This window comes from Saccharopolyspora halophila, assembly GCF_039531955.1.
In the GTDB taxonomy this organism is placed as follows: domain Bacteria; phylum Actinomycetota; class Actinomycetes; order Mycobacteriales; family Pseudonocardiaceae; genus Saccharopolyspora; species Saccharopolyspora halophila.
This window is the reverse complement of sequence record NZ_BAAARA010000019.1, coordinates 62,229-80,937: the sequence shown is the minus strand read 5'-3', so window position 1 is coordinate 80,937 and position 18,709 is coordinate 62,229. Positions and strand designations below refer to the sequence as shown.

Annotated in this window: 13 protein-coding genes and 1 pseudogene; 8 read left to right on the top strand and 6 right to left on the bottom strand. The window is 67.2% G+C overall.

Annotated features, from left to right (window positions below; genetic code table 11):
• Positions 1–152: 152 nt before the first annotated feature.
• The gene (locus ABD289_RS20540; RefSeq protein ID WP_344135355.1) at positions 153–1,634 is read left to right on the top strand and encodes an SDR family oxidoreductase; all 1,482 of its coding nucleotides are present in this window, start codon (positions 153–155) and stop codon (positions 1,632–1,634) included.
• A 423-nt stretch (positions 1,635–2,057) separates the two neighbouring features.
• A complete protein-coding gene (locus ABD289_RS20535) occupies positions 2,058–2,558 on the top strand; it encodes a TspO/MBR family protein (RefSeq protein WP_344135352.1) in 501 nt (166 codons plus the stop codon).
• A gap of 600 nt (positions 2,559–3,158) precedes the next feature.
• Here the strand turns inward: ABD289_RS20535 and ABD289_RS20530 are convergent.
• Positions 3,159–3,773 (bottom strand): SDR family NAD(P)-dependent oxidoreductase, encoded by a 615-nt coding sequence (locus ABD289_RS20530; protein WP_344135349.1) that lies wholly within the window; start codon positions 3,771–3,773, stop codon positions 3,159–3,161.
• 479 nt (positions 3,774–4,252) lie between these two features.
• Positions 4,253–5,494, bottom strand: a complete 1,242-nt coding sequence (locus ABD289_RS20525) for an ROK family protein (protein ID WP_344135346.1) — start codon at positions 5,492–5,494, stop codon at positions 4,253–4,255.
• Between the two features lie 469 nt (positions 5,495–5,963).
• On the opposite strand from ABD289_RS20525, the gene ABD289_RS20520 reads away from it, so the two are divergent.
• From ABD289_RS20520 to ABD289_RS20500, 5 genes and pseudogenes are all read left to right on the top strand, one after another.
• Complete coding sequence (locus ABD289_RS20520; RefSeq protein ID WP_344135343.1) at positions 5,964–7,220, top strand: ABC transporter substrate-binding protein; 1,257 nt, start codon at positions 5,964–5,966, stop codon at positions 7,218–7,220.
• 37 nt (positions 7,221–7,257) lie between these two features.
• Positions 7,258–8,289 (top strand): carbohydrate ABC transporter permease, encoded by a 1,032-nt coding sequence (locus tag ABD289_RS20515; protein ID WP_344135340.1) that lies wholly within the window; start codon positions 7,258–7,260, stop codon positions 8,287–8,289.
• Positions 8,286–9,149, top strand: coding sequence for a carbohydrate ABC transporter permease (locus ABD289_RS20510; RefSeq protein WP_344135337.1), 864 nt, complete (start codon positions 8,286–8,288; stop codon positions 9,147–9,149). The genes ABD289_RS20515 and ABD289_RS20510 overlap by 4 nt, the downstream gene beginning before the upstream one ends.
• Before the next feature lie 32 nt (positions 9,150–9,181).
• Positions 9,182–10,852 (top strand): glycoside hydrolase family 13 protein, encoded by a 1,671-nt coding sequence (locus tag ABD289_RS20505; protein ID WP_344135334.1) that lies wholly within the window; start codon positions 9,182–9,184, stop codon positions 10,850–10,852.
• A gap of 28 nt (positions 10,853–10,880) precedes the next feature.
• A pseudogene (locus ABD289_RS20500) lies at positions 10,881–11,985 on the top strand (ABC transporter ATP-binding protein).
• A gap of 261 nt (positions 11,986–12,246) precedes the next feature.
• Here the strand turns inward: ABD289_RS20500 and ilvD are convergent.
• The 4 genes from ilvD to ABD289_RS20480 form a co-directional block, all read right to left on the bottom strand.
• A complete protein-coding gene (gene ilvD / locus ABD289_RS20495) occupies positions 12,247–13,920 on the bottom strand; it encodes a dihydroxy-acid dehydratase (RefSeq protein WP_344135331.1) in 1,674 nt (557 codons plus the stop codon).
• A gap of 218 nt (positions 13,921–14,138) precedes the next feature.
• Positions 14,139–15,125, bottom strand: a complete 987-nt coding sequence (locus ABD289_RS20490; RefSeq protein ID WP_344135328.1) for a class II fructose-bisphosphate aldolase — start codon at positions 15,123–15,125, stop codon at positions 14,139–14,141.
• An 84-nt stretch (positions 15,126–15,209) separates the two neighbouring features.
• The gene (locus ABD289_RS20485; protein ID WP_344135325.1) at positions 15,210–16,106 is read right to left on the bottom strand and encodes an NAD(P)-dependent oxidoreductase; all 897 of its coding nucleotides are present in this window, start codon (positions 16,104–16,106) and stop codon (positions 15,210–15,212) included.
• Positions 16,107–16,132: 26 nt separating this feature from the next.
• Positions 16,133–17,560: a four-carbon acid sugar kinase family protein gene (locus ABD289_RS20480; protein WP_344135322.1), complete on the bottom strand. Its 1,428-nt coding sequence runs from the start codon at positions 17,558–17,560 to the stop codon at positions 16,133–16,135.
• Between the two features lie 141 nt (positions 17,561–17,701).
• Between ABD289_RS20480 and ABD289_RS20475 the strand changes: the two genes are divergently transcribed.
• Complete coding sequence (locus tag ABD289_RS20475; RefSeq protein ID WP_344135319.1) at positions 17,702–18,439, top strand: FadR/GntR family transcriptional regulator; 738 nt, start codon at positions 17,702–17,704, stop codon at positions 18,437–18,439.
• Positions 18,440–18,709 lie beyond the last annotated feature (270 nt).

Sequence of the window (18,709 nt, the reverse complement as noted above, 5' to 3'; positions counted from 1 at the left end):
CCCCGAACGTCACCACGCTCGGGGTGACGAGCGGCGGTGCGTCACCGGTGAGAACGCGAGTCCGCGTCCGCGTCAGGCGCGCCAGTCGGGTTTGGCCTACGGTGATTTGATGCGCAGTCGATTCGACTGGAATCACCGAGAGGTTTGAATTCGTGTTGTGCCTGGTGACCGGCGCTACCGGCTATATCGGAGGCCGCCTGGTGCCTCGACTGCTCGCCGAGGGGAATCGCGTTCGATGCCTGGTGCGCACGCCGGAGAAGCTCGCTGACGTGCCGTGGCGCGACGAGGTCGAGGTGGTGCGAGGTGATCTGCTCGACGAGGGAGACGTGCTTTCCGCGTGCGAGGGCGTCGACGCGCTGTACTACCTGGTCCACTCGCTGAACGTCGACGATTTCGCACGGTTGGACCGCCGAGCGGCGCTGATCACCGCGCAGGCCGCGCGCGAGGCGGGCGTCGGCCGGATCGTCTACCTCGGCGGCGTGCACCCGTCCACGGGAAGGCTCTCCGAGCACCTCGGTTCGCGTGCCGAGGTCGGTGAGATCCTGTTGCGCAGCGGTGTGCCGACGGTCGTGCTGCAGGCAGCGGTGATCATCGGGTCCGGCTCGGCCAGCTTCGAGATGCTGCGCTACCTCACCGAACGGTTGCCGGTGATGGTCACACCCCGGTGGGTGCGCAACCGGGTTCAGCCGATCGCTGTGCGCGACGTGCTGCACTACCTCGTCGGCGTGCTCTCCTTGCCGATCTCGGTCAACCGCACGTTCGACATCGGCGGCCCGGAGGTGCTCACCTACGCCGAGATGATGCACGGGTACGCGGTCGTCGCCGGTCTCCCGCGGCGGCGGATGTTGCCTGTCCGCGTGCTGACCCCGTGGCTGAGCTCGCACTGGATCAACATCGTCACCCCCGTCCCCAAGAACATCGGGGCGCCGCTGATCGAATCGCTGGTGCACGACGCGGTCTGCTCCGAGCACGACATCGACGAGTTCGTGCCCCTCCCCGACGGTGGCAAGACCGGTTACCAGCGGGCGCTCCGGCTGGCGCTCCGCAAGATCGCGCAGGCGGAGGTCGAGACCCGCTGGTCCGACGCGTCGGTCGTCCCGGCCGACCCGCTGCCTTCGGACCCCGAGTGGTCCGGGGGCAGCACCTACGTCGACGACCGGTCCCACGACACCTCCCTGCCGCCCGAGCGCGTGTGGGAGGTGGTGCGCGGAATCGGCGGCGAGAACGGTTGGTACTCGTTCCCGCTCGCCTGGTCCGCGCGCGGGTGGATCGATCGCATGGCGGGCGGCGTCGGTCTGCGGCGGGGACGCCGGCACCCGCACGAGTTGCGCACCGGCGAGGCCCTGGACTGGTGGCGGGTGGAGACGCTGGACGAAGGTAGGTTGTTGCGGCTGCGGGCCGAGATAAAACTTCCCGGCCGGGCGTGGCTGGAGTTCGCGGTGACCTCCGAGGGGGCCTTCGGCACGCGGATCTACCAGCGCGCCGTGTTCATCCCGCGCGGCCTCGCGGGTCAGCTCTACTGGTGGGCCGTCACACCCTTCCACGGCTTGGTCTTCGAAGGGATGGTCCGCAACATCGTCCGGAGAGCCGAGCAGCTGGCGTCGGCCGACTCCGCGGGGGAGCGGGCGCCATAGATCGTCGCGAGCAGCGCGTCTTCCAGGCGGCCGGAAGCCGGCGTCACGAGCAAGGTTGGCATCTGCGGTGATCGAGGCTCCCGGCTCGTCCTGCCCCTCGGTGCGGTCGGACTCGGCCGCTCGGCTTCCCGGTTCGACGTGCCGGGTGTGCGCAGGCAGGCCGCGAAGTGCGTGCGGCAGCGCGGAGATCGGGGCGCTTGGCAAGAAGTGCTCGCTCCGCTGCTCAAGAGCATCGAGGCGAACTGCGAGCAGCGAGCCGAGGATGTTGGCGTACCTGCCGGTGACGGAGGCCACCGCGGTCCGCTGCGCTGGGCACGGCATCGTGGCGCAATCCGCTGGGCGATCGGCGGCCGGCGGCGCGAACCTGGTTCGGTGGGATCGCTCTGTTCGTGGTCGTTCTGGTGTGAGACGTGAGGTGGAGTGATGACGACATCGAGTTCGGCGAGGCCGGTGCTTCGCGAGGTCGCCGGGGCCCTGGTGTTCGCCGGTTGCGTGACCGCGGTGGCCGTCGTCGGTGCGCTGGCGGCGGGCTCGGCCGGTCAGGAGTACCAGGCGTTGCGCACGCCGCCCTGGGCGCCACCGGCCTGGCTGTTCGGCCCGGTGTGGTCCGTGCTCTACGCGATGATCGCCGCCTCCGGGTGGCTGGTGTGGCGTCGAGCGGGCTCGTTGCGCGCGGCCATTACCCCGCTCGGGGTCTACGCCGCGCAGCTGCTGCTGAACATGGCTTGGACGCCGTTGTTCTTCGGGGCTGCCCGCTACGGAACGGCCCTGGTCGAGATCGTCGTGCTGCTGGCGGCGATTCTGGTCACGATCGTGCTGTTCAGCCGGATCCATCGGGTCGCCGCGCTGCTGCTGGTGCCCTACGCGGGCTGGACGTCGTTCGCCACCGCGCTCAACGGATCCATCTGGTTGCTCAACGCGTGAGCCCGGCCCGGATCGGGTGCGACTCGGCGCTGCCGAGGCAAATCGGGCCGCACTGGGCGGGTTTCATCTGGCCAGCTAGGTTTTAGTTGCTCGAATGGGTCGAGCGGGTTCGCGCGAGCGTTGCCGGTCGGGAAGCGGCGGGTTTCGTGACCGTGCTCATCGCCGGGTGCGGTGACCTCGGGACGGAGGCCGGATTGCGGATGGCCGCCTCCGGCCATCGTGTCGTGGGATCGCGGCGGAATTCTGATCGCACCCGGCGATCGAGGAGTGGGCGATCGACCTGGCGGTAGGGCGGCCCGACATCCCCGCGGACACCGAAGTCGTGATCCGCATCCTCGCCCCCGGATATCGGAGCGAAGAGGTCGACCAGCGGACGTTCGCTCGAGCTGCGCGCTCGCTCTCCCGGGCCGCGCAGCCGGCGTGTGCTGTGTTGACGGCCATCTCGTTGGCCGACAGCTGCCGGTGACGGTCGCCGGCCTCCGGGTCGCGCGGTGTGCCGCGCCTTCCCGGCGCGGCACACCCATACTGCAGAGCGGCGACCTCTCGTGAATCTGCGCGACGAGCAGTCTTCACCGAGAAGCTTCGGCGAGCCCGATCATTTCACCGGCGACGTGGTTCTCGTGCGTTCATGCGGCGTGGGCGGTGGCAGCGGACTTCTTCTGCCAGGGTGCCAGGTCGTCGTGCAGTTGCGCGATCTTGACTTGTAGCGGCTCGATGGCGTCCCGACCAAGGGGGAGGTGCGTGGGCAGTTCGTCCTGGCAGGTGATCTCGTAGATCAGGGCCGCGCCCTTGGCTGGGTCGCCGAACTGGGTGTGATTGGCCTCGCCGGCCCAGTCCAGGGTGGTGTGCGCGGGGGTGCCGTCGTAGGCGCTGATGCGGTTCTCCGGCAGCGACAGCGAGGTCTGGTCGAGGAAGTCGGTGGCGGAACGCGCCGGGCTCGACGACCATGCTCTGCACGCCGAACGGCGCCATCTCCTGCGACAGGGCCTCGCTGATGCCGGCGACGGCGAACTTCGACGCGTTGTACATGCTCACGCCGGGCTCGCCCTCGTACCCCGCTCGCGAACCGATGTGCACCAGCTTTCCGCTGCCCTGGGCCCGCATGACCGGCAAGACGGCGCGAGTGACGTTGATCAGGCCAAACACGTTGAGGTTGAACAGTGATCTCCTCCAATGCGCCGAGCAGGCCCCGGTGGGCCGGCTCGGGACAGGCATTTCTCACGCCGCGAGCAGGGGCATTCCCCAGGAAAGGGCCACCTCAGCGGTTCTGCCTGTTCGACCAGCACTTCTCGGCGAAGGCGCTGTACCTGCGGCACATCATCGAGTGAGGGGACCGACGCGCAGCCGAGATCGCAGCGGCTGACGATCGGTTCGCCGCGTGGACGCGTAGCAACCTCGCCTATGCCGACGGGTACTTAGGCGTCGAGCTCGATGCCGAACCCACCTTCGGATGGCGGCTGCGCTCAGTCGCCGCCGCCGTAAGAGGTTACGACGGGGACCCTTGTGGTTGCGGGTCGTCTCGGAGTTCCCGCAGTGGGCGAACGGCGAGTTCTGACCGGTTCGAAGCCAGCGCTTGGCTGCGTTCGGTCTCCAGCACCGACACGGTGAAAGCGTTGCTGACGTCCGTCTCATCGGTGTTGTTGACGCTGCCCCGGCCGCGCCTTCTGCGGCAGCTCGCTGTCGTTGGGAGGAGTTTAGAGGACTGGTTGGCGCTGCTCGTGGTTGTTGTCTTGCTGGAGATTGTTGGTGCACGTCAGGCGGGCGCGGATCTGTCGGCCCTGTTCCCGCGTGGCTCCGGTCGTGTCGAACGGTGTGGCTATGACCAGGGCTGCGGCTCCCTGGGTCCAGGTTTGGTCGTCCGATCGGTCGATTTCGACGGGGATGCTGTTGCGCACGGAGGGCAGGTGGGCGCGGAGGGCGGGTTCGAAGCCGGGGCGCCAGTGCTGCCATGCGGTGGTTCCCTCGCCGTAAATGGCGACGGTTTCCGGGTCAACGAGGTTGACGACGTGGGCGACCGATCGTCCGAGTATGTCTCCGGCGTTGCGAAGGATTTGCTGCGCGGCCTGGTCACCCCGGTCTGCGGCGGCATGGATGGCGGAGATGCCCTCGTTTGCGGCTAGGACACCGTCACGCTGGGCTGCTGCGACAAGGGCGCGGTCGCCGATGATCGCTTCGAGACAGCCGTAGTTACCGCATACGCACTGTGGGCCGTTCGGATCGACTGGTGTGTGTCCGAGTTCGCCGGCGTCGCCGTGTGCGCCTCGATACACCACATCGCTGGCCACGATTGCTGCTCCGATCCCGGCGCCGATCGTGACGATCAGGAAGTCGCGGTGCTGACGTCCTCTGCCGTACAGGCAGTCCGCTGCGGCCAGTGCGTTCACGTCGTTGTCGACCAGCACGGGCAGTCCGAGGTTGGACCGCAGTCGTCGTCCGAGGGGCACTCCGCGCCAACCCAGGATGTCTGCGTTCACGATGCCTTCGGCGGGATCGTGGACCCCGCCGGGTACGCCGAGCCCGATGCCCAGCAACGAACTGCCGTTCCCGTCGAGCCCGTCGATCACTTCTCTGAGCACGTCGGTGAGGTTTCCGAGTGCGTCTGCGGATGAGGGGTCGAAATCGTGCACCGAAGTATCGCGCACGGTCCCGTCGAGCTCCACGTCAGAAATAGCTAGGCGGTCCGGGGCTATCTTGACTCCCAGCGCGCGCCGCGGTGAACCGGCCAAACCCAGTATCTGGGCAGGTCGGCCGCCGCGAGATGGGGCCGAGGCGCGTTCTTCGAGCAGCCCGTCGGAGATCAACTCCTTGGTCACCTGAGTCACCGTCGCTGCGCTCAGGTCCAGCCGCTGCGAGATGTCGGTTCGGCTCAACGAACCGGACGTCCCTGCCAGTGCAAGGATGGCCGCGCGGTGGTCGGCAGTCGACTGTGAGGCCACCAAGCAACCCCTTTCGTTATAAGTAAAGGAAGTCTCAGCCTAGGTATCAGCCCTGGGGGCGTCAACCTGAGGCGGCCCAGCGTCGGACGTGGGGTATGACCTGCTCCTTAGTGCTCGTGCGAGTGGATGAGCTCAGCTCAGGCGGGGTCGCCCTCACCCCTTGACGTGGCTGCCGCCACAACTTACCTTCCTTCGTACTTAAATTAACTACGAAAAAACTAGCCAGGAGTGCGGGCGCATGTTCGCCTCAGCGCCACCCTCGCGGCCTCCTGGCTGGCTACGCAACTGCTCGACGACCTTGAGCTGAGTTGTGGGGGTGCGCCGATAGTGGCCAGCTGCTCCCGCCGACCGTCCGGGTAGCCACCGGCGGTGCGCATGAAGATCGTTTGATCTCGCACTGCGGCGCCCGGCGAGATGTCGACCAAAGGAGATCGACGTGAAGTTGAGACGTGCCACTACTGTATCGATTATGATCTCGTCGCTGCTGGTCGCGACTGCGTGCAGTAGCGGTTCCCAGAGCTCTGAGACCTCGGGCAAGCTGGAAGGCCGTGGTCCGATCACTTTCGCCACTGGCAAGGATGACGGCTCGGGGCTGAATCAGAAGATCGTCGACAAGTGGAACAAGGCGCATCCGCAGGAGCCGGTCAGGCTGATCGAGCTCCCTGCCTCCGGCGACGAACAGCGCCAGCAGATGATCCAGAACGCGCAGACGAAATCGGACGCCTTCACAGTCCTGGATCTCGATCACGTGTGGCTGCCGGAGTTCGCCGCCAATCGCTGGATCTCACGCTTGCCCGAGGAGCAGCTCGACAGCTCGAGGTTCTTGCAGCCGAATCTGGAGAGCGCGAAATATCGTGGCCGCCTGTTCGCCGTTCCGCACAGTTCGGACGGTGCGATGCTGTACTACCGCAAGGACCTCCTGGCCAAGGCCGGTGCTACCCCGCCAAAGACGTGGGAGGGCATGCAGAAGGTCTGCGAGAAGGTCCTCTCGCTTCCTGAGGCAGCTGGAATGTCGTGCTACACAGGACAGTTCGAGAAGTACGAGGGTCTGGTCGCGAACTTTGCCGAGGCCGTGCACAGCGCAGGCGGTGAGATCGTGGGCAAGGACGGCAAAGCGCGGGTCAACACGCCACAGGCCGAGCGCGGGCTGGAATTCCTGGTTGACGGATTCCGTTCGGGGATGATCGCGCGCGAGTCCATCGCGTTCAAGGAAGCTGAGTCGCGCAAGGCATTCCAGGACGGAAAGGTCGTCTTCAGCCGCTGGTGGCCTGCGCAGTGGTCGAGCCTGAGCAAGACCGATGGTTCCTCGTCCGTGGCCGGAAAATTCGATGTAACCAGGCTGCCGGGACTGACGGGCCCTGGTGTGTCAGCCCTCGGCGGCCACAACCTGGCGATCTCCGCCTATGGCGAGAACAAGGCCACAGCAATGGACTTCATCAAGTTCCGTACCAGCGAGCAGCAGCAGAAGTTCGCACTAGACGTGGCAGCGCTCGCGCCCTCGCTCAATTCGGTCTACGACGATCCGGCCTTGCAGGCGAAGTACCCCTATCTGCCGGTGTTGAGGAACTCGATCGCCAGTGCTCAGCCGCGGCCCCGCGTCATCAACTACGGCGAAGTGACGCAAGCGATCCAGGACGAGGTCTACGGCGCGTTGTCGGGCGACAAGAGCTCTCATGAGGCGCTCGCCGACCTGCAGCAGCGTCTCGAACGGCTGATCAAGGCATGACGCAGGGTTTCATGAGCGCACGATCGCGAGGGATGTCATGACGACGACCGATACCGTTGCGCACCCCGCGGACGACCTGAAGCAGGCGCACAAGACCAGAAAAGCGGGCAAGAGAAGGAAGGGCCGGAACGCTGCGACCAAGAGGCTCGCAGGCGTGCTGGTTTCGCCGACACTGCTGGTCCTCGGCTTGGTGGTGCTGTACCCGCTGCTGTCGACGTTGCGGCAGTCCTTCTACACCGAAGGCGAGACGCTCGACGCAGACGGATTCGTCATCAAGGGCGAACAGTTCGTGGGCCTGGCCAACTACGCCGACGCAATCGTGGGCGCGGGCGCGGGACGGTTCTGGAACGCGATGTTCAACACCACGTTCTTCACCGTCACCACGGTTATCCTGGAGACGGTACTGGGCATGGCGATGGCGCTGGTCATGCACCGCGCATTCCGCGGACGAGGTCTCGTTCGTGCCAGCGTGCTGGTTCCGTGGGCGATCCCGACTGCCGTTTCCGGCCTGTTGTGGCGGTGGATCTTCGCCCCAGACGGCGTCGCCAACGGCCTGCTGGGGCAACAGGTCCTGTGGAGCACCGATGGTCCGCAGGCCCAGCTCGCGGTCATCATCGCCGAAGTGTGGAAGACCGCGCCGTTCGTCGGCCTGCTGACGCTCGCGGGCCTCCAAATGATCCCCCAAGAGCTGTACGAGGCGGCCAAGGTCGACGGGGCCACCGCGTGGCGGCGCTTCTGGAGCATCACGCTGCCACTGGTCAAACCGGCGTTGTTGGTGGCGGTGCTGTTCCGGTTGCTGGATGCGTTGCGGATGTTCGACCTTCCGTTCGTGCTGATCGGTCAGCAGAAGTACTCGGTGGAGACTCTGTCCATGTTGGCCTGGCAGGAGGCCACCAATGTCAACTACGGGCCCGCGGCCGCCTACGCCACGATCATGTTCGGATATGTCGCCCTGGTCGCCCTTGCTTTCGTCAAATTGCTCGGTGCGGACATCATCGGCGAAGCCCACACCCGGCGTCGAGGGAAGCGTAAAGCCCGTTCCAAATCGGGAAAGGCGGTGATGGCGTGATCACCCGCGCACCATCGGTCCGTGCCAAGTCGCAGGAACCCGCCTGGAAGCGCTGGTTGCCCAACTTCGGGATCGCCGCGATCGTGGTGTTCTGCCTGGCGCCGTTCTACTGGATGCTGGTCACCGCGTTCCGTCGCCCGTCGGATCAGTACGACCTCCACCTGATGCCGAGAGTCTGGTCGGTGGACAACTTCCTGGCGGTCTTCGCCCCGGGAACCGGGTTCGGCTTCGCGCTGCTCAACAGCCTCATCGTGGCCGGTGTAACCACCATCCTCACGCTGATCGTGGGGATCTCGGCGGCGTACGCCTTGGCGCGGCTGCACTTCCGCGGCAAGACGCTGGTGCTGGCGTTGATCATCGCTTGCAGCATGTTCCCCGGCATTTCCCTGGTGGTGCCGCTTCTCAAGCTGTTCACGGACATCGGCTGGATCAACACCTACCAGGCGATGATCACACCGACCTTGTCGTTCGCGCTGCCGCTGGCGGTGTGGAACCTGACGGCGTTCTTCCGGCAGATGCCGGTGGAGCTGGAACAGGCGGCCATGATCGATGGCTGCACGCCGGGGCAGGCGTTTCGGAAGGTGATCCTTCCGTTGGCCGCGCCGGGTGTCTTCACCACCGCGATCCTGACGTTCATCATGGCGTGGAACGAATTCATCATCGCGCTGTCGATGGTGAACAAGAAGGAAATGCAGACCGTGACCGTCGCGATCTCGAAGTTCACGGGATCGCAGGGATTCGAGCAGCCTTTCGGTACCCAGATGGCGGCCGGCGTCGTCGTCACCATCCCGCTCGTCATCGCTGTGCTGATCTTCCAACGCCGCATCGTCGCCGGGCTCACCGCCGGCGGCGTCAAGTAAGCCCAATGACCTCCTGAGGAGAACTTCGTCCGATGACTGACCAGTACTTGATCGATTCGTCCGTGTCGCGGCCGTGGTGGCGCGACGCGGTGATCTACCAGGTCTACATCCGCAGCTTCGCCGACGGAAACGGCGACGGAATGGGCGACATCGCCGGAATCCGGTCGAAGTTGCCGTACTTGCGCGATCTCGGTGTTGACGCCATCTGGATCAACCCCTGGTACCCGTCCCCACAGGCCGATGCTGGCTATGACGTCGCCGATTTCCGCGACATCGACTCACGCTTCGGCACGCTCGACGATGCCGACAAGCTCATCGACGAAGCCCACCGGCACGGGATCCGCGTCATCCCGGACCTCGTGCCCAACCACACCTCGGACCAGCACGAGTGGTTTCAAGCCGCCCTGGCCGCCGGTCCGGGCAGTCCCGAACGTGCGCGCTACCTCTTTCGCCCAGGGAAGGGGGCCAACGGTGAAAAGCCGCCCAACAACTGGAATTCGTGCTTCGGCGGTCCGGCCTGGACCCGGGTGACCGAAGCTGACGGCAGCCCTGGCGAGTGGTACTTGCACCTGTTCGCCCCGGAACAGCCCGACCTGAACTGGGCGCACCCCGAGGTGCGGGATGAGTTCGAATCGATCCTGCGCTTCTGGTTCGACCGCGGCATCGACGGCTTCCGCATCGACGTCGCCCACGGGCTGATCAAGGACACCGATCTTCCGGACGTCGTCGCACCGCAGGGCTCCGGATACGTCTATCCCGAGGGCGAGCACCCGCACTGGGACCGCGACGAGGTGCACGAGATCTACCGGAGCTGGCGGCGCATCGCCGATGAATACCCGGGCGACCGGAAGTTCGTGGCCGAAGCATGGGCTGATACTCCGCGGCGCCTGGCGAACTACGTCCGCACCGATGGCCTGCACACCGCGTTCAACTTCGATTTCCTCCAAGCTCCCTGGAACGCCGAGCAGCTGCGCAAGGTCATCGACACCACGACGTCGACACTGGCCGCTGTCGGAGCCCCGGCCACGTGGGTGCTGTCCAACCACGACGTCCCTCGGCACCCGAGCCGCTACGGGCGCCCGGCCGTCAACTGGGTCCCTGGCCAGCACTACACCGCCGATGGGGACACGGACCTGGAGCTGGGAACTCGCCGGGCCCGAGCCGCAGCGTTGCTGATGCTCTCGCTGCCCGGCGGCGCCTACATCTATCAGGGCGAGGAGCTGGGGCTCCCCGAGGTCGAGGACCTTCCCGAGGCGCTGCTGCAGGACCCGGTGTGGGAGCGCTCCGGACACACCGAACGCGGCCGGGACGGTTGTCGGGTGCCAGTGCCATGGTCGGGCGACAAGGCACCGTTCGGGTTCAGCCCAGCCGGAGCCCTGGCTGATCCGTGGCTGCCGCAACCAGAGGCATGGAAGGACCTGACCGCCGAAGCCCAGACCGGCGACCCCCGGTCGATGCTCGAGCTCTACCGCGCGGCCCTGCGCATCCGCCGCGAACACCCGGCCCTCGGTGAAGGTGACCTGACCTGGAACCACGGCGGTGACGGTGTCCTGTCGTTCACCCGCGCACCCGGCTTCGCCTGCGTCGTCAATCTTTCAGCAGAGCCCTACCCGCTGCCTGACCACGATCACGCCCTGCTGGCCAGCGACCAGCTGAGCAGTGACGTCCTCCTGCCGGATACCGCCGTCTGGCTGTCGCTGTGAACGCCACGCCCGAGGAAAGAGGAAGCTGATGGCAGGCATCACCTATGACAAAGCCACCCGGCAGTACCCGGGCGCCGAGCGGCCCGCCGTGGACAGTTTCGAGCTGGATGTGACGGACGGCGAGTTCCTGGTCCTGGTCGGACCTTCTGGGTGCGGGAAGTCCACCAGCCTGCGGATGCTGGCAGGGTTGGAAGACGTGGACTCCGGTGCGATCCACATCGGCGACCGCGACGTGACGAACCTGTCACCCAAAGACCGGGACATCGCGATGGTGTTCCAGAACTACGCCCTGTACCCGCACATGACCGTGGCCCAGAACATGGGCTTCGCGCTGAAAATGGCCGGCGTGCCGAAGAGGGAAATCAACGAGAGCGTCGCCAGCGCGGCTGAACTGCTCGACTTGGAGCCATATCTCGATCGCAAGCCCAGGGCGCTCTCTGGTGGCCAGCGCCAGCGAGTTGGCCATGGGCCGGGCCATCGTGCGCGAACCCCAGGTATTCCTCATGGACGAGCCACTGTCCAACCTGGATGCCAAGCTTCGCGTGTCGACACGATCCCAAATCGCCGCGCTGCAACGACGGCTCGGCGTGACGACCGTGTACGTCACCCACGACCAAGTCGAAGCCATGACCATGGGCGATCGCGTTGCCGTGCTCAACAACGGCGTACTCCAGCAGTGCGCCAGCCCGCGCGCACTCTACGAGCAGCCCGCGAACGCCTTCGTGGCCGGTTTCATCGGCTCGCCAGCGATGAACCTCGCCACCGGCGACCTCGTGGACGGGGGAGTGCGACTGGGCGGCACCGTCCTCCCACTACCACGATCCACCGCGAACGCAGCCAGCGCCGACGGTGCCTCCACGGTGACGCTCGGTTTCCGGCCGGAAGCACTCGACATCGTCAGCGCCGGTCAGGACAGCATGATCGGCACAGTCACGCTCGTCGAGGAACTCGGCTCCGATGCCTACGCCTACTGCACGCTTACCGGAGGCGATCCCTCCCGCGGTGAATTGGACGTCGTCGCCCGGGTCGACCCCCGCACCTGTCCGGCCGCAGGTGAACAGGTTCACCTGCGGCCTAGGCCGGACGCAATTCACGCGTTCTCGGTGTCCACCGGCGAACGTCTGACCAAGTAGCCAAAGCCAAAGCCGGTGCGGGCGAACCGAAGCCCGCACCGGCTTTCTTCGCACTAGCTGTTGTGGCGCACGACGGTGTTGACGTTCGCCGGCGGTGTTCAGGCCCCGTGTCGGGCCGGGCCCACAGCCGAGTCGCGGAACCGGCTTGGAAGCTCGATGCGTAGCCGGCGCGGTGCGCTTTCCCGTCGGGAGATCCTCCAGAGCCCGCTCGCGACCCGAGGGGCCCGACTCCCTGGGAGGCACGGTCTGCTTGGAAGAAGCTCAGGAGCAGACTGCTCCAGTTGCCGCGGAGCCGACCAGCTTCGAGTACTTCGCCAGCACGCCCGTGCGGTGCTCCGGGGTGCGCGGGGTCCAGCCGTTCCGGCGCTTTTCCAGCTCTTCCGGCGGAACGTCGAGGTCGAGGGTCTTGGCGGCCATGTCGAGCACGATCGGGTCGCCGTCCTGCACCAGCGCGATGGGGCCGCCGTCGGTCGCTTCCGGAGCGACGTGCCCGATGCACAGGCCGGTCGTGGCCCCGGAGAACCGGCCGTCGGTAACCAGAAGCACCTCTTTGCCCAGTCCCGCTCCTTTGATCATCCCGGTTACGGCGAGCATCTCCCGCATTCCTGGTCCACCGCGCGGGCCCTCGTACCGGATCACCACGACGTCGCCGGCGACGACGGTCCCGTCGGTGACGGCGTCGAGGGCGCCTTGCTCGCCGTCGAACACCCTGGCGCGCCCGCGGAATTCGGCGGCGTCGAAGCCTGCGGACTTGACCACGGCACCGTCCGGGGCCAGCGAGCCGCGCAGGATGGTGATTCCGCCCGTCGGATGGATGGGGTCGTTCATCGCGTGGATCACGGTCCCGTCGAGGTCCGGCGGGTCGATCTCGGCGAGGTTCTCCGCGACGGTGCGGCCTGTGCAGGTGAGGGCGTCGCCGTGCAGGAGGCCGGCGTCGAGCAGGGCCTTCATCACCACGGGCACCCCGCCGACCTGGTCGACCGTGCTCATCACGTGCGCACCGAAGGGCTTGACGTCGGCGAGGTGCGGGACGCGGTCGCCGATGCGATTGAAGTCGTCGAGCGTCAGCGGCACCTCCGCCTCGGCGGCGATCGCGAGCAGGTGCAGCACGGCGTTGGTCGACCCGCCGAACGCCAGGACGACGGCGATCGCGTTCTCGAACGCCTTCCGGGTCAGGATCTGCCGGGCGGTGATCCCCTTTTCCAGCAGCCCGATCACCGCCTCGCCTGAGGCGCGAGCGATGCCGTCGCGTCGCCGGTCGACGGCGGGTGGGCTGGCCGAGCCCGGCAGGGCCATCCCCAGCGCCTCGGCCGCGCTGGCCATCGTGTTCGCCGTGTACATGCCGGCGCACGCGCCCTCGCCTGGGCAGATGGCGTGCTCGATCTCGGTGAGTTCCTCGCGGGTGATCAGTCCGCGGGCGCAGGCCCCGACGGCCTCGAACGCATCGGCGATGTTGACCTCGCGGCCGTCGATGTGCCCGGGCAGAATCGTCCCGGCGTAGACGAAGACCCCGGCCAGGTCGAGTCGGGCGGCGGCCATCAGCATGCCGGGCAGGGACTTGTCGCAGCCGGCGAGCAGGACGGTGCCGTCGAGCCGCTCGGCTTCGACGACGGTCTCCACCGAGTCGGCGATGATGTCGCGGCTGACCAGGGAGTAGTGCATACCGACGTGGCCCATGGAGATGCCGTCGGAGACCGAGATCGTGCCGAACTCCATGGGGTAGCCGCCCGCGTGGTGCACGCCCTCCTTCGCCGCCTGCGCCAAGCGCTGCAGGGACAGGTTGCAGGGGGTGATCTCGTTCCAGCTCGACGCGATGCCGATCTGCGGCTTGGCCAGGTCCGCATCGCGCATCCCGACGGCGCGGAGCATGCCGCGCGCAGCCGTGCGCTCGATGCCGTCGGTGACCTGGCGCGAGCGACGCTCGAGATTGGACATTATGCCTCCTCGGCAGGGAGAGGACGGACGACAAGGCTCACGATGGCAGTCCCCAGGCGCGGCGGGCACGCCCCCTCGCCGAGTTTCGCACCCGAGCGCCGGTCGAGCTCTTGGAACGGATCCTGGAGCCCGAGCGGAGACCGCACATCGGGCCGCGCTGACCACCAAGGTGGCAGCCCTGACCCGCGGTCTGGTGAGCGCAGGTCAGGGCGCGCACGCTACGTGCCGTAGGCGAGCAGGGTCTCGACGACCTGTTGCTGGACGGCCTGGCGCCCGGCACGCCACATCCCGACGGCGTCGGCGCCCTCAACGAGGTCGGGCAGGGCTGCCGCTGCCGCATCGAGGTAGGCGCGGCGAAGCTCGGCGTTCACATTGATCTTCGCAACACCGAGCTTGATCGCCTTCCGCACCTCCTCGGCGGGCAATCCGCTCGCCCCGTGCAGGACGAGCGGCACCGATACCGCTTGCCGAATTTCCGCCAGCCGCTCCAGATCGAGCCGGGCGTCGGGCGAGAAACCGTGGACATTGCCCACCGCAACGGCAAGTGCGTCGACCCCGGTGCGATCGACGAACTCGGCCGCTTGCTGGGGATCGGTCATCGCGCCCGTGCGAACACCGGTCGAGACGTCTTCATCGCCACCGACGGCGCCGAGCTCTCCCTCCACCCACACACCCCGGTCGTGAGCGATGCGGACCGCGTCCGCAGTTCCCGCCACGTTCTGCTCGAACGGGTCGTGCGAGCCGTCGTACATCACCGAGCTGTAGCCGGCCTCGACGCACCATCGCAGTTCGTCGAGATCGCGGCAGTGATCGAGGTGCACTCCGACCTCGGTGCGGGCGTGCTCGGCGGCGGTCAGCGCCAGCACCGCCAGCAGCCGTCGGTTCGCGTGACGGAAGTGGCTGGACCCGGCGAGCAGGAGAACCGGTAGTTCGGTCTGCTCGCCGGCGGCGACGACGGCCTCCACCTGTTCCAGGTTGTACGTGGCGAAAGCGCCGACGGCGCGACCGTCGACCGACGCGTTGCTGATGACGGCTGTGCCCTGGCTGAGCATGATCCTCGCTTTCGAGTGATGCGGTCGGGTGGGGTCATTCCTCGCGGAGGGCGCTGGTGTAGGTCGCAGCGGGATCGTTCGCGCCGTCGTCCTGCAAGGTGATGCGCGCCTGCTCGATCGCGCCGGTGAGGTGGAACGGACGCGGCAGGTCATCGCTGACCGGAGAACCGACATCGACCCCGCACCGCAGACCACCGGTGATCGCGTGGATACCCCGGCGGCTCGGCTGAGGCTCGTTCAGCGGTTCGGGTGGGGAGCGATCACGGTGATGACGCTGGAATCGTCGGAGGCGTCCTTGCCTTGAGCCGAGCCCAGGAGGAAGAGCTGCTCGGCTGCGGCAGCGACCGGAGCGGCCAGTCCCGTTGCGCGGGCGGCCGTGTTGACGATCGCCATGTCCTTGACGAAGATGTCGAGCCGACTGCGGACCTCGGTGTCGTTGTCGTAGGCGCGGATGGCTCGGGGGCCGCGGTCGCCGAGCATGAACGACTCCGCAGCGCCGGCCATCAAGGTCTCCAGGGCTGCCTGCTGGTCCAAGCCCAAAGCGTCGGCCAGTGCCAGCGCCTCAGCTGCGGCCGCGATGTGCACACCGCACAGCAGCTGGTTGACCGTCTTCATGGCCTGGCCGGCACCAGGCTCGGGCCCGATCCTGGTCAGCGTGCTCGCCAGTTCATCGAGAACCGGTTTGCTGAGCTGCCACGCTTCATCGGTCGCGCCGACGGTGATCAGCAGGTCGCCCTCGCCAGCTCGAGCCGGGCCGCCTGACACGGGCGCGTCGACGAGGTGCAGGTTTTGCTCCGCGAGGCGTGCGGCGACCGTCCGGACGGCGTCGACACCGATGGTCGAGGTGAGCACGACGGCCGCTCCGGGGGGTAGCACGTCCGCGACTCCGTCGGAGCCCCACAGCACCTGCTCGAGCTGGGCGCTGTCCCTCACCGCGACGATGACGGTGCTGGCGCCGCTCGCGGCCTCACGTGCGGAGCCGTACGGGGCGGCACCGTGTTCAGCGACGAGTTCGCGCCGGGCGGGATCGATGTCGTAGGCGTTCACGGTTCGGTGGCCGAGGGCCAACCGCGTGGCCATCGGCAGCCCCATTGCTCCGAGGCCCAGGACGGCGACGGTCGGGTTCTCGCTCATGGTGTTCTCCTCTGAATTGGTGGCTATCAGCGGGAAAGGGTCTCGACGACATCCGCGAGCGCTTCGGGACCGCCGACGTTGCCTGCGAAAACGACGTAGGGGACGCCCTTGACGGGCCCGCCCATCGGCTCCCACAGCGAGACGATTCCGGGCAGCATCGGGCCGCGGACGAAAGCGCGCTCAATGCCCAGCCCGTGCGCGGCGACGTCGGACGAGGTGATCCCGCCCTTGGCCACCACGAATCGCGGGGTGATGCTCTCGATCACCCGGTGGACCAGCTCGACGACGGCGGCGCTGACCGTGCGTGCGATGGCGAGGGAGTCGCGCGCGTCCGAGCCGGTGACCAGCGTCCGTGCGGTGCGGATGACGACGTTGCCGTGGGACAGCGCTGCGAGCGTGGTCCGCGCGAGTTCGCTGAGATGGTCTTCCCGGCGGCCGTCGCGCACCTGGTCGATGTCGATCTCCAACTCGACCGGGGCATGCCGCTCGCGCAGCGCGTCGAGCTGCCGCGTGGTGGACGAGACGTGCGACCCGACGACTACGAGTCCGCCCCGGGTGGCGGTGCGGGTCTCACCGTTGAGGGCGTTGAGCTCGGTCGCTCGCAGCGGCTGGCGGGGATCCTGTCCGATCAGCGCTCGGACGAAAGGAGGGCCGACCCGGTGGAGGAAACGCCGGCCCGCAGCTCTGGCCTCGTGGAGAGCGAGGACGAGTTGCCGCATGTCGGACTCGTCGACGATGTCGACGACGATCGGTTGCGCAGATGCGGCCTGCAGCAGGGTGGCGACGACGGACTCGCGGTCCGTTCGCAGCGTCGCCAGGTCGATCGTGAGGACCTCGGAGGCGGATGTCTCTCCGCCGGTCTTCTCCTCGACCCAGCTGCGCAGGTCTGAACTGCGATAGCCGAACGTCGCGTCCTGGGCGAACTCGGTGTCGCCGACCGGGGTGAACCCGTTGGCCGCGGAACCCGCGTAGTGGACCCCATCGACGGTGATTCGCCCGGCGTCCGGGAAGGCCGGAACGAGGATCACGCCGTCCACCGGAACGCCGGTGTGACGGTGGACCTGTTGGGCGAGCACCCGCGGTTCGAGCGGGAAGTGGCCGCGCAAGGTGGAGTCCGACCGCGAGACGAACTCGATCGTGCAGCCGACCCCCTCGGCGGCCTGGTAGGCGTTCGCTGCGACCTCGGCGTTCCGGCGTTCAGCTTCGGTGGGGTCCAACGAGCGTGAATTGGTCAGCACGTAGACGGCAGGTCGTCCCTGCTGCAGGCCCCAAGTCAACGCCTCGACGCTCCAACTGGTGAGGACCGGCAGGTCCGCGACCGATTGCGTGCCGGTGGGGTCGTCGTCCAGGACGACGAAGACGTGGTCCGGCGAGAGCCCTGCCGAGATGTCAGCGGAGTTCACCAGGGCTGCTGGCGGGGACTGGGCGACCAACTCTTCGAGCGAGCTCGGCAACAGTCTCTCCTTTGAGATCAGAGGTCTGATATCTGACGGAAGGTAGCATGGTGCCACCGGGAGCGGAAGTGATGCGCTGCCCGGCCGTTGTGGGAAGCGGATACTCTGTACGCCGGAAGCAGCCGGTGATGGGAGGCGGTCGTGGGGCGCACGAGTCTCGTCGAGGCGATCGCGTCGCGGCTCCTCGACGCCATCGCAGCTGGGGAGTTCGAGACAGATCGCCCGCTGCCGGGGCAGGCCGAGTTGGCCAAGCAGATGGACGTCAGCAGGCTCACCGTGCGCGAGGCGGTGAAGAACCTCGCTCAGCGAGGGATTCTCCGGGTGGAGCACGGTACCGGCACCTTCGTCAATCCGCGCACGAGCTGGGCGGACCTCGAGGCGCTGTCCCGCCTGACCGACGGCGATGGGCTCTTCCGTTCGCAGGCGCTCCTCGAAGTGCGGCGGATGCTCGAGACCGGCGCGGCCGAACTGTGCGCTGAGCGGTCCACTCCCGCACTGCTGCAGCAGCTCGACGACTCGCTGGTGGATATGCAACGTGCCGCCGACTCGCAAGAAGTCGACGCGTTCGTAGCTGCCGACATCGCATTCCACGACGCGATCTTGCAAGGGACCGGAAATCCGTTCGTTGCCGCCATCTTCGATCCCATGCGGCGCCAGCTCGAGCGGTCACGCACCGAAACGTCGAGCGTTCCCGAGATCCGGGAGCACGCCCTGCGCCACCACCGCGCCATTCGCGCAGCCATCGCCTCGGGCGATCGCCGCGCAGCCCGCGCAGCCATGGACGAGCACATGCAGCAGACCCTCGACGATCTCGAATCGTTCGTCGCCGGTACAACTCCGGCGAGGCAAGCTGATGAGTCCAACAGGGCGGCCAGCTGACCCGTCGCGGGCATCTCAAGGTCCGTAGCGCCTGTCACACGTCCAGCTCGGGTGTGGTCGCTGCGCGCGGAATACGGTGACCGCGTCACCTTCGTCATCCGCCGCTGCCGGGCCACCCCAACTCCGGGGGCGCCGCTCGGGTCGTGGAAGCCGCAGCTCAGCAAGCGAGGTGGCGAAGGAACGGTTGCAGCGTGCGGAGACTGACGAGGAGAACCTGAACCGGCTCTACGAGAAGTTTCGATTGGAGCTCAAATACAAACCACACGCGAG